This is a genomic window from Klebsiella sp. P1927, from assembly GCF_018204675.1.
GTDB classification, from domain to species: domain Bacteria; phylum Pseudomonadota; class Gammaproteobacteria; order Enterobacterales; family Enterobacteriaceae; genus Klebsiella; species Klebsiella pneumoniae.
Genome location: NZ_CP073377.1, coordinates 1,019,600 through 1,035,358, shown reverse-complemented (window position 1 = coordinate 1,035,358; position 15,759 = coordinate 1,019,600). Strand labels below are relative to the sequence as shown.

19 protein-coding genes are annotated in these 15,759 nt (G+C 57.6%); 12 read left to right on the top strand and 7 right to left on the bottom strand.

The genetic code is table 11. From position 1 onward, the window contains the following. Positions 1-64: 64 nt before the first annotated feature. The 11 genes from KB892_RS05330 to KB892_RS05280 all read left to right on the top strand — a co-directional run bounded on the left by KB892_RS05330 (position 65) and on the right by KB892_RS05280 (position 5,412). Positions 65-646, top strand: a complete 582-nt coding sequence (locus KB892_RS05330; protein ID WP_060617723.1) for a helix-turn-helix domain-containing protein — start codon at positions 65-67, stop codon at positions 644-646. Positions 647-874: 228 nt separating this feature from the next. Next, the gene (locus tag KB892_RS05325) at positions 875-1,024 is read left to right on the top strand and encodes a hypothetical protein (protein ID WP_004164037.1); all 150 of its coding nucleotides are present in this window, start codon (positions 875-877) and stop codon (positions 1,022-1,024) included. Then, entirely contained in the window at positions 1,021-1,320 is a 300-nt protein-coding gene (locus KB892_RS05320; protein WP_060617724.1) for a hypothetical protein, read from the top strand. Before KB892_RS05325 ends, KB892_RS05320 begins: the two co-directional genes overlap by 4 nt. Further along, positions 1,317-2,138: a PD-(D/E)XK nuclease-like domain-containing protein gene (locus KB892_RS05315; RefSeq protein WP_060617725.1), complete on the top strand. Its 822-nt coding sequence runs from the start codon at positions 1,317-1,319 to the stop codon at positions 2,136-2,138. Before KB892_RS05320 ends, KB892_RS05315 begins: the two co-directional genes overlap by 4 nt. Beyond that, a complete protein-coding gene (locus KB892_RS05310; protein ID WP_060596280.1) occupies positions 2,135-3,016 on the top strand; it encodes a RecT family recombinase in 882 nt (293 codons plus the stop codon). The genes KB892_RS05315 and KB892_RS05310 overlap by 4 nt, the downstream gene beginning before the upstream one ends. Before the next feature lie 48 nt (positions 3,017-3,064). Next, complete coding sequence (locus tag KB892_RS05305) at positions 3,065-3,313, top strand: helix-turn-helix transcriptional regulator (protein ID WP_009485476.1); 249 nt, start codon at positions 3,065-3,067, stop codon at positions 3,311-3,313. Between the two features lie 109 nt (positions 3,314-3,422). After that, positions 3,423-3,716: a PerC family transcriptional regulator gene (locus tag KB892_RS05300; protein ID WP_071182196.1), complete on the top strand. Its 294-nt coding sequence runs from the start codon at positions 3,423-3,425 to the stop codon at positions 3,714-3,716. Then, a complete protein-coding gene (locus tag KB892_RS05295; RefSeq protein WP_032439437.1) occupies positions 3,709-3,867 on the top strand; it encodes a DUF1317 family protein in 159 nt (52 codons plus the stop codon). Before KB892_RS05300 ends, KB892_RS05295 begins: the two co-directional genes overlap by 8 nt. Continuing rightward, positions 3,864-4,457, top strand: coding sequence for an MT-A70 family methyltransferase (locus KB892_RS05290; protein ID WP_060617727.1), 594 nt, complete (start codon positions 3,864-3,866; stop codon positions 4,455-4,457). Before KB892_RS05295 ends, KB892_RS05290 begins: the two co-directional genes overlap by 4 nt. After that, complete coding sequence (locus tag KB892_RS05285) at positions 4,454-5,224, top strand: hypothetical protein (protein WP_060617728.1); 771 nt, start codon at positions 4,454-4,456, stop codon at positions 5,222-5,224. The genes KB892_RS05290 and KB892_RS05285 overlap by 4 nt, the downstream gene beginning before the upstream one ends. Next, positions 5,221-5,412 (top strand): hypothetical protein, encoded by a 192-nt coding sequence (locus tag KB892_RS05280; RefSeq protein ID WP_004200579.1) that lies wholly within the window; start codon positions 5,221-5,223, stop codon positions 5,410-5,412. The genes KB892_RS05285 and KB892_RS05280 overlap by 4 nt, the downstream gene beginning before the upstream one ends. 16 nt (positions 5,413-5,428) lie before the next feature. Here KB892_RS05280 and KB892_RS05275 read toward each other — a convergent pair whose 3' ends face one another. The 3 genes from KB892_RS05275 to guaB all read right to left on the bottom strand — a co-directional run bounded on the left by KB892_RS05275 (position 5,429) and on the right by guaB (position 9,983). Next, a complete protein-coding gene (locus KB892_RS05275) occupies positions 5,429-6,679 on the bottom strand; it encodes a tyrosine-type recombinase/integrase (RefSeq protein WP_060617729.1) in 1,251 nt (416 codons plus the stop codon). A gap of 192 nt (positions 6,680-6,871) precedes the next feature. Next, positions 6,872-8,449, bottom strand: coding sequence for a glutamine-hydrolyzing GMP synthase (guaA, locus tag KB892_RS05270; protein ID WP_004151979.1), 1,578 nt, complete (start codon positions 8,447-8,449; stop codon positions 6,872-6,874). A 67-nt stretch (positions 8,450-8,516) separates the two neighbouring features. Further along, positions 8,517-9,983 carry an IMP dehydrogenase gene (guaB, locus tag KB892_RS05265; RefSeq protein WP_004151980.1) on the bottom strand — a complete coding sequence of 489 codons (1,467 nt, stop codon included), beginning with the start codon at positions 9,981-9,983 and terminating at the stop codon, positions 8,517-8,519. 158 nt (positions 9,984-10,141) lie between these two features. Between guaB and xseA the strand changes: the two genes are divergently transcribed. Continuing rightward, positions 10,142-11,533: an exodeoxyribonuclease VII large subunit gene (gene xseA / locus KB892_RS05260; RefSeq protein ID WP_004151981.1), complete on the top strand. Its 1,392-nt coding sequence runs from the start codon at positions 10,142-10,144 to the stop codon at positions 11,531-11,533. On the opposite strand, the gene KB892_RS05255 is transcribed toward xseA, so the two are convergent. The 4 genes from KB892_RS05255 to bamB form a co-directional block, all read right to left on the bottom strand. Beyond that, positions 11,517-11,735: a zinc ribbon domain-containing protein gene (locus KB892_RS05255; protein ID WP_004144303.1), complete on the bottom strand. Its 219-nt coding sequence runs from the start codon at positions 11,733-11,735 to the stop codon at positions 11,517-11,519. The two genes, xseA and KB892_RS05255, sit on opposite strands and share 17 nt — an antisense overlap. Before the next feature lie 49 nt (positions 11,736-11,784). After that, positions 11,785-12,864 (bottom strand): Gfo/Idh/MocA family oxidoreductase, encoded by a 1,080-nt coding sequence (locus KB892_RS05250; RefSeq protein ID WP_004151982.1) that lies wholly within the window; start codon positions 12,862-12,864, stop codon positions 11,785-11,787. A 117-nt stretch (positions 12,865-12,981) separates the two neighbouring features. Continuing rightward, a complete protein-coding gene (gene der, locus KB892_RS05245) occupies positions 12,982-14,460 on the bottom strand; it encodes a ribosome biogenesis GTPase Der (protein ID WP_002913888.1) in 1,479 nt (492 codons plus the stop codon). A 113-nt stretch (positions 14,461-14,573) separates the two neighbouring features. Next, positions 14,574-15,752 carry an outer membrane protein assembly factor BamB gene (gene bamB / locus KB892_RS05240; RefSeq protein WP_002913889.1) on the bottom strand — a complete coding sequence of 393 codons (1,179 nt, stop codon included), beginning with the start codon at positions 15,750-15,752 and terminating at the stop codon, positions 14,574-14,576. Between the last annotated feature and the right edge of the window lie 7 nt (positions 15,753-15,759).

The window sequence follows — 15,759 nt, the reverse complement described above, 5'->3', positions numbered from 1 at the left end:
CTTTATGGTAATATTCTATTAAATTTAATCAGTTAGGTAACAATTTCAGGCTAAAAAAATAGAAATGAAAAGCATCTACGACATACGACGCGACAACCTCAACGAGATAATCCGGAAGGATTTCGATAACACGCAACTCCGGTTTGCCGAGAGATTCAAAAAATCAGCGAATCTCGTTAACAGGTGGAGCAAGGGGACAAAAAATATCGGCGCCAACGCGGCACGCGAGATCGAGTCGTTCGCCGGGAAAGGTCGTTTCTGGCTGGATATCGACCATCTGTCAGATACCCCGACGCTGCCGGAGATTATCGACCCACAGGAATGGAGTGTGGAAAAGCAGGCAGCTTTTACCCTGGGTGTATGGATGGGAGAGCATCCGAATCTGAACTCAGAGAAAAAGGTTTCGGAAGCGGCCGGCATCGGTCAGGCGACCGTAAATCGCATCCTGAACGTAGAAGGTTCAACCAGCATTGGCGTACTGGCGGCTATCGCGCGGGCGTTCGGCCGCGATGCATATGAGCTGATCCTGCCGCCTGGCAATGCTGGCCTGATTGACTATGACCACCACGAATACGCCAGGCTGCCGCAGGAAGAGAAAAACAAGATCACCGCCTTCATCAAGTTCATCGTCAGCCAGAACCAATAGCCTCTAATCTACCTGTCAATCCTGCAATCCTGCCGAGGGGATAACTTCCCGCGCCTCATACATTTACCATTTTGGTAAACTTTTCCTAGTCACATCTATTGACTAATTCGTAAATTGATCAGATTATTACCTTAACGGTAACAACATGGCGTTGAATTACCAGAAACCCACCACATGGTGGCTTTCTCATAACCCTGATATTTACCAAATGGTAATAGTGAGGTGTGTATGCAATGGCAAATCATTAACGGCTGGTACTGCGTTACGGCATGCGGGCTGATGAGCTGGAAGTTTCGCACGCTGCCGGAAGCAATCAGCTGGGCGTTCGTCAGCAAACTGGCAGCAAAAACGGAAATGGGTATGGGGGTGAGCAAATGAACATTCAGCAGATTAACAACCTGAAAAAAATCATGAACAACATCGATGGCGACTACCAGCTTAACCAGATGCTGTACGAGCGCCACGTCGAGCTTATCGACGCAATCAAGTTCCATCAGCTGCAAAAGCCATTCTACGAACTGGAGCGCAAGGGCGTGCGTGCGGAGATCCTGGAAGAGCTGATGATGAGCTCTGAGTTTGAAGAATGCCTGGCCGCGTATCAGGCCGCGCTTACCAGCATCATCGCGAAGTGGGATCTGGCTGACCAGCTGGATACGGCGAGGAACGCGGCATGACACCAGGAATTTACTTCGATATCAGCAATAAGGACTACCACGCCGGAGACGGCGTGAGTAAATCGCAGCTGGATATGGTGGCGCTGAGCCCGGCCCTTCTGCAATGGCAGAAATCAGCACCTGTCGATACCGAAAAGCTGAAAGCTCTGGATATGGGGACGGCTCTGCACTGCCTGCTTCTGGAGCCGGAAGAGTTTGATAAGCGCTTCATCGTGGCGCCGCAGTTCAACCTGAGAACCAACCAGGGGAAAGCAGATCAGGAAGCCTTCCTGAAAGACGTCGAGAACATGGGCATGACGGTAATGGACGCCGAACAGGGCCGGAAGCTGAAACTGATGCGTGATAGCGCAATGGCACACCCGGCAGCGCGATGGCTACTTGAGGCGGAAGGATTCTGCGAAGCCTCCCACTACTGGACGGATCCGGAGACTGGCGAGCTGTGCCGCATACGCCCGGACAAGCGCCTGAAGAATCACCCTGTCCTGCTGGACGTGAAGAAGGTTGCCGATATGGAGCGTTTCTCGCGCCACATTGAGGAATTCCGGTACCACGTACAGGACGCGATGTACCGCGAAGGCGCGCAGCAAACCACCGGCGATCCACATGGATTCTTCTTCCTTGCAGTGAGCGAAACCATTGACTGCGGCCGCTACCCGGTGCGGGTGTTCGAACTGGATGCGCAGGACGTAGATATAGGGCATGCGCTCTACCGCCGGGATCTGAATACCTATCACCAGTGCCGCGAAACAGGCGACTGGGGTGGATTTGAAGTTATTAAACGCCCTGAGTGGGCACGTAAACAGGATATGTACGTATGAGCAACGATATCGCAATCACTTCTCAGCCTGGTGCTACCGTCGGCACCGCCGCGGCAATCTTCAGCCCGGAAGGGATGGATCGCCTGGTGCGATTTGCCACCCTGATGGCTGATAGCAAAGCCACCGTTCCGGCGCACCTGGCTGGAAAGCCAGCTGACTGCCTGGCAGTCACTATGCAGGCGGCGCAGTGGGGAATGAACCCGTTCGCGGTGGCGCAGAAAACCCATGTGGTTAACGGCACGCTGGGCTATGAAGCGCAACTGGTTAATGCGGTTGTCTCTTCCTCAAACCTTCTGGCCACTCGCCTGAACTACAAATGGGATGGCGACTGGTCAAAAGTAAGCGGGAAAACCGACAAATCTCCGAGCCTGACAGTGACAGTGTGGGCAACCCTTAAAGGCGAATCTGAGCCTCGCACCCTGACCATCAGCATGGCGCAAGCCGGAGTGCGCAACTCACCACTCTGGGAGCAGGATCCGCGTCAGCAACTGGCTTACCTGTGCGTTAAGCGCTGGGCACGCTTGCACGCCCCTGATGTTCTCCTTGGCGTCTACACCCCTGACGAATTGCAGGAAGCAGCACCGCGTGTTGAGCGCGACATTACGCCACCGGCTAGCACCGCTGCGGGGATGAATCAGCTGATCAATTCGCAACCTGATCAGCACCATGAAGAGAAAGCGAAAAAGACTGACGACCGCGCCCCAGAAGACATTCTCTCTGGCTTCTCTTCTGCGGCTATGGCGGCTCGTAACGTTGCAGAACTGGACAAGGCCTACAAATACGCGGCCCACCGTCTGGCTGGTAACCAGGAGTTACTGGACGCTGCCACCGATGTATACGGCATCCGCAAAGACGAACTGAACGAAGTCCCTATGTAATCACCACCGCGGCGCGCCCAGCGCCGCACTGAAAAAAGAGAGGTAACGATGAAAGGTGCATTTAACAGAAAGCAACTGCTGGAGGTGGTGCCTGTATCGATGAGCACTATCGACCGCATGGAGAAAAACGGGGAGTTCCCTAAGCGTTTCTGGATCACAGACAAGCGCTGTGCCTGGAACAGCGAAGAGATCGAGCGCTGGCTGGATGAACGTCAGCAGAACGGCACAACGGAGTTTGCTGGAAAAAAGCCTCCGCTTGAGCAGCGAGTATTTCGCCCGGTTGGTAACGCGGCGTGACGTCGCTGGCGAGGTACTGGGAAAGGTGGTCAGGATGGTTTCTGTACCTGGCCGCCGTATCCGCCTGGCTGTTCCTGCTGGCGGTCATTTTTCGAGAGGGTTGGATACGATGAATCGGATAGAAAAATACCACGCGGATTATGTCTCTCAGCGCAAAGCGCCCCCTCTTGTCGCCGTAACGCCGGCGGCAATGGAGATCGAGCAGCGCGCTATTGCTCGCGAGAACAAAGGCCAGTACCGCCTGGCCGCTCGCCTCTGGCTTGAGTGCATGGATGCGGCCACTGGCGAGGTTGAGCGGGCCCGTATCGCTATACGCCGCGATCAGTGCATTGGCCGCGGGAACCGGCTTCGCCAGGGATGCTATGCCGGGATCTGCGCAACCGCCGGGGTGATTTATGACTAACCCACACGACAGCATTCGCGTAGGCAGTATCACGCTGGTTTATTCGTCCGTGCGCCGTGGCTGGCTGGCGCCCGGCGGCCAGGTTATCCAGAACCCGCTGAAGGCACAGCGCGTGGCTGAGCAACTGAATAGCAAGAAGGGGGCAGCATGACGGGAAAATACACTCTTATCTACGCTGACCCTCCTTGGGTTTACCGTGACAAAGCAGCAGACGGTGACCGCGGCGCCGGTTTCAAGTATCCAGTGATGAATGTGCTGGATATCTGCCGGCTGCCAGTATGGGAGCTAGCCGCCGACAATTGCCTTCTGGCTATGTGGTGGGTACCGACTCAGCCGTTGGAGGCGTTGCGAGTAGTCGAGGCGTGGGGCTTCCGCCTGATGACCATGAAGGGATTCACCTGGCACAAGACGAACAAGCACAAAGGGAACAGTGCGATCGGCATGGGCCATATGACCCGGGCGAACAGCGAAGACTGCCTGTTTGCCGTGCGCGGAAAACTACCTGCCCGCATGGATGCCTCAATCTGCCAGCATGTCACGGCGCCGCGCCTGGAGAACTCGCGCAAACCGGACGTTATCCGCGAGAAACTGGTGCAGCTGCTTGGCGATGTCCCACGCATTGAACTCTTCGCCCGCCAGTCGTCTCACGGTTTCGACGTGTGGGGTAACCAGTGCACAGCGCCGGCGGTTGAGTTGCTGCCAGGCTGCGCAGTGCCGGTAGTGAAGACGGAGGCCGCATGAGCAAAGGGACTGTTATCTGCCTCTGTGATTTAACCGGGAAAATGGCTGAGCCATGGGTCGAAGCAGGTTATCGTGCCGTTCTGGTGGACCCGCAGCACCCTGAGACCTCGATCGACGGTCCTATTGAGCGCATATCGGCAACCATCCTTGAGGCGATGCCGAGGCTATCTCAGATTATCCGCTCTGAGAACGTCGTCATCGTCATCGGCTTCCCGCCATGCACGGACGTGGCTGTTTCCGGGTCCCGCTGGTTCGAGTCCAAGCGCGCCAAAGACCCGCATTTCCAGGTCAAGGCCGCGCTGGTCGCTGAGCAATGCCGGATGGTTGGCTTGGCGGCCGGCTGCCCGTGGGCATTCGAAAACCCGGTGAGCGTGTTCAGTAGCATCTTCGGCTCAGCCGATTACACGTTCCATCCGTACCAATTCACTGGGCTGTGCGCGGATGACAACTACACGAAGCAGACATGCCTCTGGGCGGGTAACGGCTTCAGGGCGCCGGCAGAGAATATGCACCCGATGGTTGAAGCGGCTATCGACGCCGTGAAGCTGGCCTGCGGACGCATGGTGCCGAAGAAAAAGGCAATCGAGGACATATCCGGAACGTCCTTTGCAGGATTGGTGACCGATTGGTATCCGGACAACCGAATTCACGAATGTCCGCCCAGCGACGAGCGCGCCAACATTCGCAGCGCAACTCCTCTTGGATTTGCAAAGGCCGTTTTCCTTTCGAATGCACCCCATCTCAACAAGAAGAGGGAGGCAGCATGAACATTGCCGAAGAGGCTTCGCTGATACGACAACTCGAAGAGGCGCGCGCCATTATCAACCAGAGGAATGGTGAGATCCTTCACCTGCAGCGAGAAGCGGCACGCTACCGTGAGCAGCGGGATTCTGCAAACGCGATGGTTAAGTTCCTGCGCGGACTCTTTGAGAATTCTTCGCAGGCGACACAATGAGCCGCCTCCGGGCGGACTATTGTTCATTCATCCACTTTTCAAATGCAGACGGGGAGAACGGCACAAGGTCGTAATGCTCCCCGTTTATCCATGCATCAACCATATTTGCCCACTGCTGCAGCATGTAGGCCCGCTGCCGGGAATACTCGGCCTTGTTGTAAACCGCCCTCACGCCCTTCTGTTCATGCGCCAGCGCCTTCTCTATCCAGTCTGACGGGAATCCCGCTTCATGCAAAAGCGTGCTCGCTGTACGCCGCAGGTCGTGCACTGTTAGAGGTTGCAGGTTCTCCCCGGTATCCGCTGCCGCAGCAACCGCGCGATCGATGACTGAGTTCAGAGCAGCATTGGATAACGGCTTACTGGTGCTGTAGCGCCCGGGCAGAAGATAGTCACTCCCGCCGGCACACATCTGCAGGCCTACCATCAGATCCTGCGCCTGAGGCGGAAGGTAGATGACGTGCGACCGGCTCCCCTTCATCCTGTCAGATGGGATCGTCCAGGTTCCTTTGCTGAAATCCACCTCTTTCCACGTCGCCATGATGAACTCGGTTTTGCGCACCATCGTGATCAGGATGAGCTTCACAGCCAGCTTTAAGGTTGGCAAAGTGCTGACGGTATCGAGCGACCTGAACAGCACACCGATTTCTTCCGGCTGCAGGCAACGGTCACGCGGTTTAAACATGGCGATCGCCGAAGGTTTGATATCTGCGGCCGGGTTGAATAACCCGTGCCCGCGGTCATTGGCGTACCGGTAAACGCTGCTGATGATTTCACGCGCCTGCACCGCCGTCGCACGTCCGCCGCGCTCGACTATGCGATCGCAAAGATCACGCACCATAGGGGTCGTTATCTCGGACATCATTTTGTTTCCGAGAACAGGCAAAATATCCCGGTCGATTACTGATTGCTTCATAGCCCGCGTGCTGTCAGCCAGGACCACATGTTTCATGTAGGCGTCGGTATGTACCGTAAATGTTTCTGCGCCGCGGATCCGTTTGATACCGTCACGCTTCGCCGCAGCCGGCGACTGGCCTGCGTTCAGCAGCTTTTTAGCGGCTATCAGTTCATCCCTGGCTTCAGCCAGCGTGATACCGTCACGACCATACTGACCGATAACCAGCGTCTCCCGGCGGCCGTTGATGCGGTAATCGTAACGAAACGAGATGGTGCCTGAGATCAGCACGGCTACGTATAGACCGTCGCGATCGGAGACCTTGTACATTTTGCCCTGCGGTTTCAGGTTTTTTAGTTTGGTATCGGTAAGCACATTTCACCCGTGATGCATCATTTTTTCTGACGGTACGAGAGTATACCGTAATGGTAATACCGTCAGGTATACCGTCAAAAAATGTGAGATAGAGTGAATAGTGTTGAAGTGATATAAAGAAAAACCCCCTGTAAAAACAGAGGGTTAAATTTCAATTTGAGTAGATATGATTAGCTATAGGGTAGCCGTTAATCATTCCCACTCAATCGTTGCTGGCGGCTTGCCGCTGATGTCATACACCACGCGGGAGATACCGTTCACTTCATTGATGATACGGTTGGAGACGCGGCCGAGGAAATCGTACGGCAGGTGCGCCCAGTGCGCGGTCATGAAGTCGATGGTTTCCACCGCACGCAGGGAAACCACCCAGTCGTATTTACGGCCATCGCCCATCACGCCGACGGAACGAACCGGCAGGAACACGGTGAACGCCTGGCTGACTTTGTTATACAGGTCAGCTTTGTGCAGCTCTTCGATGAAGATAGCGTCCGCACGACGCAGCAGGTCGCAGTACTCTTTCTTCACTTCGCCCAGCACGCGCACGCCAAGGCCGGGGCCCGGGAACGGGTGACGGTAGAGCATGTCGTACGGCAGGCCCAGTTCCAGGCCGATCTTACGCACTTCGTCTTTGAACAGCTCACGCAGCGGCTCAACCAGGCCCATCTTCATCTCTTTCGGCAGGCCGCCCACGTTGTGGTGAGATTTGATGACGTGCGCTTTACCGGTGGCGGAAGCGGCAGACTCGATAACGTCAGGGTAGATGGTACCCTGCGCCAGCCATTTGACGTCGTCCAGCTTCAGCGCTTCTTCGTCGAACACTTCCACGAAAACGCGACCGATAATTTTACGCTTCGCTTCCGGATCGCTTTCACCCGCCAGCGCGTCGAGGAAACGCTGCTCGCCTTCAACGTGAACAATGTTCAGGCCAAAGTGGTCGCCGAACATCTCCATCACCTGCTGCGCTTCGTTCAGGCGCAGCAGACCGTTGTCCACGAATACGCAGGTCAGGTTTTTGCCGATAGCGCGGTGCAGCAGCATCGCGGTCACCGAAGAGTCCACACCGCCGGAGAGGCCGAGGATCACTTTGTCGTCGCCAACCTGCTGACGGATACGCTCAACGGCGTCGTCAATGATTTTCGCCGGGGTCCACAGCGCTTCGCACTGGCAGATGTCGCGCACGAAGCGCTCCAGCATACGCATCCCCTGACGGGTGTGGGTCACTTCCGGGTGGAACTGCACGCCGTAGAAGCGTTTTTCTTCGTTGGCCATAATGGCGAACGGGCAGTTGTCGGTGCTGGCGACGGTTACGAAGTCCGCTGGGATGGCGGTCACTTTGTCGCCGTGGCTCATCCACACGTCCAGCAGCGGTTTGCCGTCTGCGGTCAGGGAATCTTCGATACCGCGCACCAGCGCGCTGTCGTTAACCACTTCAACCTGTGCGTAACCAAACTCACGCTCGTTAGAACCTTCTACATGGCCGCCCAGCTGCATCGCCATGGTCTGCATGCCGTAGCAGACGCCAAATACCGGCACGCCGGCTTCGAACACATACTGCGGCGCGCGCGGGCTGTTCTCTTCGGTGGTGCTTTCCGGGCCGCCGGAAAGAATGATGCCGCTTGGATTAAATTCGCGGATCTGTGCTTCCGTGACATCCCATGCCCACAGCTCACAGTAGACGCCCAGCTCACGCACGCGACGCGCCACCAGCTGAGTATACTGAGACCCGAAGTCGAGGATGAGGATGCGATGTTTATGAATGTTTTCCGTCATTGACGCTAATTCCGAGGCAAGTGAAACAGAGTAAATAAATCGCCCGACGCAAGGTCGGGCGAAGAAATCAGGAGCCCAGACGGTAGTTCGGGGACTCTTTGGTGATGGTCACGTCGTGAACGTGGCTTTCCTGAATGCCCGCACCGCTGATGCGTACGAATTCAGCTTTGGTACGCAGCAGGTCAATGGTACCACAGCCGGTCAGACCCATACAGGAACGCAGACCGCCCATCTGCTGGTGAATGATCTCTTTCAGGCGGCCTTTATAGGCCACGCGGCCTTCGATACCTTCCGGCACCAGTTTGTCAGCGGCGTTATCGCTCTGGAAATAGCGATCAGAGGAGCCTTTGGACATCGCGCCAAGGGAGCCCATCCCGCGGTAGGATTTGTAAGAGCGACCCTGATAGAGCTCGATTTCACCCGGGGACTCTTCGGTACCCGCCAGCATGGAGCCAACCATCACCGCCGCCGCACCGGCGGCGATCGCTTTGGCGATATCGCCGGAGAAACGGATACCGCCGTCAGCGATAACCGGAATACCGGTCCCTTCCAGCGCTTCCACCGCGTCGGAAACAGCAGTGATCTGCGGCACACCCACGCCGGTGACGATACGGGTAGTACAGATGGAGCCCGGGCCGATGCCCACTTTCACCGCGCTGCAGCCGGCTTCCGCCAGCGCGCGTGCGCCTGCGCCAGTGGCAACGTTGCCGCCGATGATCTGCAGGTCAGGATATTTCGCGCGCGTTTCACGGATACGCTGCAGAACGCCTTCTGAGTGACCGTGCGAGGAGTCGATCAGCAGAACGTCAACGCCTGCCGCTACCAACGCGTCTACGCGCTCTTCGTTGCCGGCACCAGCGCCGACCGCCGCGCCTACGCGCAGACGGCCCTGCTCATCTTTACAGGCGTTCGGTTTACGTTCTGCTTTCTGGAAGTCTTTGACGGTGATCATGCCGCGCAGGTGGAAGCTCTCATCCACGACCAGCGCTTTCTCAACGCGTTTTTCGTGCATCTTAGCGAAGACCACTTCACGGCTTTCGCCTTCACGAACGGTGACCAGACGCTCTTTCGGCGTCATGTAGACGCTGACCGGCTGGTTCAGATCGGTGACGAAACGCACGTCGCGGCCGGTGATGATGCCAACCAGCTCGTTTTCTTCGGTAACCACCGGGTAGCCGGCGAAACCGTTGCGCTCGGTCAGCTCTTTCACTTCACGCAGGGTGGTGGTTGGCAGAACGGTCTGCGGGTCGGTGACCACGCCGGACTCATGTTTCTTCACGCGACGAACTTCTTCCGCCTGGCGCTCGATGGACATGTTTTTGTGAATAAAGCCGATGCCGCCTTCCTGTGCCAGGGCAATAGCCAGACGCGCTTCCGTTACGGTATCCATGGCTGCGGAGAGCATAGGAATATTCAGACGAATGGTTTTCGTCAGCTGAGTGCTGAGATCGGCAGTATTCGGCAGAACGGTAGAATGAGCGGGAACGAGGAGGACGTCGTCAAACGTCAGGGCTTCTTTAGCGATACGTAGCATGGGCAATATCTCGACCAGGGTGGATAAATATTGCCGTGGCATTATACAGAGCGTAACCGATTGCATCTACCCTTTTTTGCAAATAATACTTGCCATCCCCTCTGAGCGCGTTACTATCGACTGAATAACCTGCTGATTTAAAGTTTGATCTTGCTCACATGTTACCCTCTCAATCCCCCGCAATTTTTACCGTAAGCCGCCTCAATCAGACGGTGCGTCTGCTGCTTGAGCGCGAAATGGGCCAGGTTTGGATCAGCGGCGAGATCTCTAACTTCAGCCAGCCTTCTTCCGGCCACTGGTACTTCACCTTAAAAGACGATAACGCCCAGGTGCGCTGCGCGATGTTCCGCAACAGCAACCGCCGGGTGACGTTTCGCCCGCAGCACGGGCAGCAGGTGCTGGTTCGCGCCAACATTACGCTGTATGAGCCGCGCGGCGACTACCAGATTATCGTCGAAAGCATGCAGCCCGCCGGCGAAGGGTTGCTGCAGCAGAAGTATGAGCAGCTGAAAGCACAGTTAACGGCGGAAGGACTTTTCGAGCAAAAACATAAGCAGGCGCTCCCCTCTCCCGCCCACTGCGTCGGCGTCATCACCTCGAAAACCGGTGCCGCGCTGCACGATATTCTCCATGTCCTCAGGCGCCGCGATCCCGGGCTGCCGGTGATCATCTACCCAACCGCGGTCCAGGGTGACGACGCCCCCGGGCAGATTGTGCGCGCCATCGCGCTGGCCAACGCGCGCCAGGAGTGTGACGTACTGATTGTCGGACGCGGCGGCGGTTCGCTGGAGGATCTGTGGAGTTTTAACGATGAGCGGGTGGCGCGGGCTATTTTCGCCAGCCAGATCCCTATCGTCAGCGCCGTCGGCCATGAAACCGACGTCACGATCGCTGATTTTGTTGCCGACCTGCGGGCACCGACTCCCTCAGCCGCCGCGGAAATCGTCAGCCGCAACCAGCAGGAGCTGCTGCGCCAGCTGCAGTCCGGACAGCAGCGGCTGGAAATGGCGATGGACTATTTCCTCGCCAGTCGCCAGCGCCGTTTTACCCAGCTGTTCCATCGCCTGCAGCAACAGCATCCACAGCTGCGCTTGGCCCGCCAGCAGACCGCCCTGGAACGCCTGCGCCAGCGGATGCGTATCGCCGTGGAGTCACAGCTTAAGCGCGCAGAACAGCGGCAAAAGCGCACCGTTCTGCGTCTGAATCACTACAACCCGCAGCCGCGGATCCACCGCGCGCAGTCGCGGATCCAGCAGCTGGAATACCGGCTGGCGGAAATTATGCGTGGCCGCCTCAGCGAGCGGCGTGAACGGTTTGGCAACGCGGTGACCCATCTGGAGGCGGTGAGCCCCTTAGCCACCCTGGCGCGGGGCTACAGCGTCACCTCGGTGAGCGACGGTACGGTGCTGAAGCAGACAAAACAGGTCAAAACCGGCGATCTGCTCACCACCCGCCTGAAAGACGGCTGGGTCGAAAGCGAAGTGAAGCAGATCGCGACGGTGAAAAAAACGCGGGCCAGAAAGCCTTCGCCCACTAAACCAGCGGAATAAATTCCACCCGTTTTTTCGAGATAAGGCCATGCCCATGCTGGCAAAAGTAATCCACCGCGCCGCACGCCTTCAGCACCTCCAGCGGCTGGTGGCATTCCGGGCAGCGGGCCTCAAGGGTAAATACCCTTTCGCACTGGGCGCAATGCGCGCTACTGCCTTTGACATCTAACGGCGCGTGGCACAGAGGGCAATCAAGTTCCATAACCATTCCTTTCAACGTTTATCTGCACCTATTTTATCATGTTCCGGGTTTAATGCGGGCCGCGTAATTGCTGCTGCAACCTGAGCAGCCATTCCACTTCCTCAAGCCTACGCTGCGTTAGCCCGGCCACGCTGTCCGGCGCCCGGATAAACAGATTATCAGCGCCGAGGATCTGCTCATCAAGACAGTGCGTATAGATCGCCCCGGGCCGGGTCCAGCGCTGCACCCGCTCGCCGTCCTGTAGCGTCACCACTTCGCCCTCAGGGGCGCGATCGAGGGTGATTATTCGCCCGTCCCGCAGTCCTATTCGCATTCCCTTTTGCCCGCCCGCGGGACCCGCATATTTGTTGAGCCAGATATTGAGCGGGATAGTGCCCAGGGTTCCCTGCAGATGCGCCTCCCCCTCGGCAGTGCTCGTATCCCCAGGAGCAATGTCATGGCCGAGGCGGTCTTTCGCCACCCGAAGGGAAAGGCTCAGCGCCGTATCGCCTCCGCTGGCGTGCAGGGTTTCGCGGAGCATCGCCAGGACATGGGTGCCGATATCGAGGATCACCCCATCAGGGTGACGCAGCTGCCGGGTATCCAGCTCCCCGGTGGCAAAATTGAGTGCGACCGGCTCACCAGCGCTGTTAAAGCCGCTTGGCTCCTGCAAATAACCTTCGATCCAGACGATATCCTGCGCTGACAGGTGCGGCGGAGGCAGGCCGCTGGCCTCCCCTTCCGCCCGCCACAGCGGGCCAGGAGCGTTCAGCGCAACGCCTCGCGCCATCCAGTGGTCAAGAGCCAGCACCCGCGCGGCCTGCTCAGTCGGCGCCAGCAGCGCCCGCAGCCGGGCGGCCTGCTCAAGGTTGGCCACGATCGGCTTTTCCACCACGATGCGGGAAATGCCGCTGGCTAACGCCCTCTCCAGTACGGGCAGATGCTGAAGTGATGAGGTGGTAATGAAGAGCGTATCCAGGGGTTCGGCCAGCAGCGCCGACAGCGAACTACAGCGCTGGATCCCCGGCAGCGCTCTGCTGCAGTCCAGGTCATAGCCCTGGCAGCGGTCGATGACGTCCCCCAGGCGACGCAGCGCCGGTAAATAGGCGGTTTCCACCACCGCGCCGAGGCCGATAAAACCAATCTGCATAGTAAGTCCACCTTTGAGCCGCTCTGTTCCCGGCGAAGTATCTCGGGATTATGGCGGAAGGTTTTGACATTTACCGGCATGGCGGCCACAAAAAACCCGCCGAAGCGGGTTTAATGATTATTTGCTTTTCTTGATGTGCTTGATCAAGCGCTTACGTTTACGCATCTGGTTCGGCGTCAGGGTGTTACGCTTGTTAGCGAACGGGTTTTCCCCTTCCTTGAACTGGATCCGGATTGGCGTGCCCATCACGTCCAGGGATTTACGGAAGTAGTTCATCAGGTAGCGCTTGTAGGAATCCGGCAGATCCTTGACCTGGTTACCGTGGATCACCACGATAGGCGGGTTGTAGCCCCCGGCGTGGGCGTATTTCAGCTTCACGCGACGGCCACGCACCAGCGGTGGCTGATGATCTTCCGCCGCCATGTTCATGATCCGGGTCAGCATCGCGGTGCTTACGCGGCGCGTAGCGCTGTCGTAGGCTTCGCGTACCGATTCAAACAGGTTGCCGACGCCGCTGCCGTGCAGGGCGGAGATGAAGTGCACCCGGGCAAAGTCGATAAAGCCCAGACGATAGTCGAGGGTCTCCTTCACCTGCTCCTTCACTTCCTGACTCAGGCCATCCCACTTGTTAACGACGATCACCAGCGAACGGCCACTGTTAAGAATAAAGCCCAGCAGCGAGAGGTCCTGGTCGGAGATCCCTTCGCGAGCATCGATCACCAGCAGCACGACGTTGGCGTCTTCAATCGCCTGCAGCGTTTTTATCACCGAGAACTTTTCCACGACGTCGGTGATTTTCCCGCGCTTGCGCACCCCGGCGGTATCGATGAGCACGTATTCGCGCTCGTCACGCTGCATCGGGATATAAATGCTGTCACGGGTGGTGCCCGGCATATCGTAAACCACCACGCGATCTTCACCGAGGATGCGGTTGGTGAGGGTTGATTTACCGACATTAGGACGCCCGACAATCGCCAGCTTGATCGGCAGATCCTGCGGATTGAAGTCGTCTTCCGGCTCTTCTTCCGCTTCGCCATTCTGCTCGGCTTCGAATTTCGCCCAGTATTCGGCGTCTTCATCCACTTCTTCCTGCGGATTAACCTCATCGACCCATGGCAGCAGGGCCTGCTCCAGCAGGCTGGTCACGCCGCGGCCGTGCGAAGCGGCAATCGGATAGATATCGCCCAAGCCGAGCGACCAGAAGTCCGCCATTGCCTGGTCGACGTCGATGCCGTCGGTTTTGTTAGCCACCAGGAAGGTGGGCTTTTCACGAGAGCGCAGGAGTTTAGCGATCGCGATGTCCGCCGGCATCAGGCCCGCGCGCGCATCGACCATAAACAACACCACATCGGCCTCTTCGATTGCCAGCAGCGACTGCTCCGCCATCCGGGTTTCCACGCCCTCTTCCGTACCATCAATACCACCGGTATCGATACAGATGAATTCGCGGCCTTCGACTTCGGCCCGACCGTACTTACGGTCACGAGTCAGCCCCGGGAAATCCGCAACCAGCGCATCACGAGTGCGCGTCAGGCGGTTAAAGAGCGTGGATTTTCCAACGTTAGGGCGCCCGACAAGCGCGACCACAGGTATCATGTTAAATGCCTCATACAATCACTAAGCAACATCGTCTTAACGACGTTTTTAAAAAAGTCAAAACGGCCCCTGTCTGCCAGGGGCCGTTTCTTAATCACTCACGACAGCGGTAATTAACGCGTAATCGCGTACAGCGTACCGTCTTTCGCCTGGATCAGCAGTCGACCATCGGCAACCACCGGGTCGGTCAGGAAGCCGGAGCTGTCCACTTTCTGCTGCGCCACAAAATGGCCATCTTCCGGATTAACCCAGTGCATGTAGCCTTCGCTATCGCCGACGACCAGATTGCCATTATACAACACCGGCGCGGTCAGCAAACGGTGCAGCAGATCGCTTTGCGTCCACAGGGTTACACCGCCGTCGGTGGTCAGTGCCAGCAGGCGATCGTTCTGGTCTACCAGGTAGATACGGTTACCATCGACGATGAAATCATTCACCGAACCCAGCTCGCGTTTCCACATAATCTGGCCGCTACGCAGGTCCAGCGCGGTCAGGTTACCGTTATAAGCCAGCGCATAAACCACACCGTTAACGATGATCGGCGTCGTGTCGACGTCGTTCAGGCGGTCAATTTCCGTCGGGCCGGTGGCCGTAGAAATACGCTGCTGCCAAATCATCTGCCCCTGCTGCATCAATACTGCACTGACGCGGCCGTTGTCGCCGCCGACGATCGCCGCGCCGTAGGCGGTCGCAGGCGCAGACTCGCCGCGCAGGGAGAGCGCCGGCATATCGAGGTTAACGGTCCACTTCACGGCCCCATCGGTCTCGTTTAGCGCCTGCAGCTGGCCGTTACTGGTATGCACCAGCACCATGCCATCGCTCACCACCGGACGCGACAGCGCCTCGCCGGCGACACGGGTTTGCCAGGCCACGGTACCATCGCTGGTATTCAGCGCATACAGCTGCGCTTTCTCGCTGCCGATATAAACATGGCCGCCAGAGACGGTCACCCCGCCAGAAAGCAGCGCTGGCGTGCGCGAGAACCAGCCATCTTTCTCCGCCAGATTCACCGACCACACCTCTTTGCCGTCGTCGGCGTTCAGCGCTTTGACGGTGCCTTTACGGTCAGCAGCATACACTACGCCGTCGGCAAAGGCCGGATGAAGGTTAGAGTAAAATTCGCCGATACCATCGCCAACCGAGGTGCTCCAGGACGTGGACGGCGTAAACTGGTTTTCTACCGTCGGCAGCGGTGACATTTTCACCACATCTTCTTCGCTATTAAACAGCGAACACCCGCTCAGCAAGGTAACGGAAAGCAGCCCTGGCAACAGTAATTTACGCAATTGCATCGAGTCC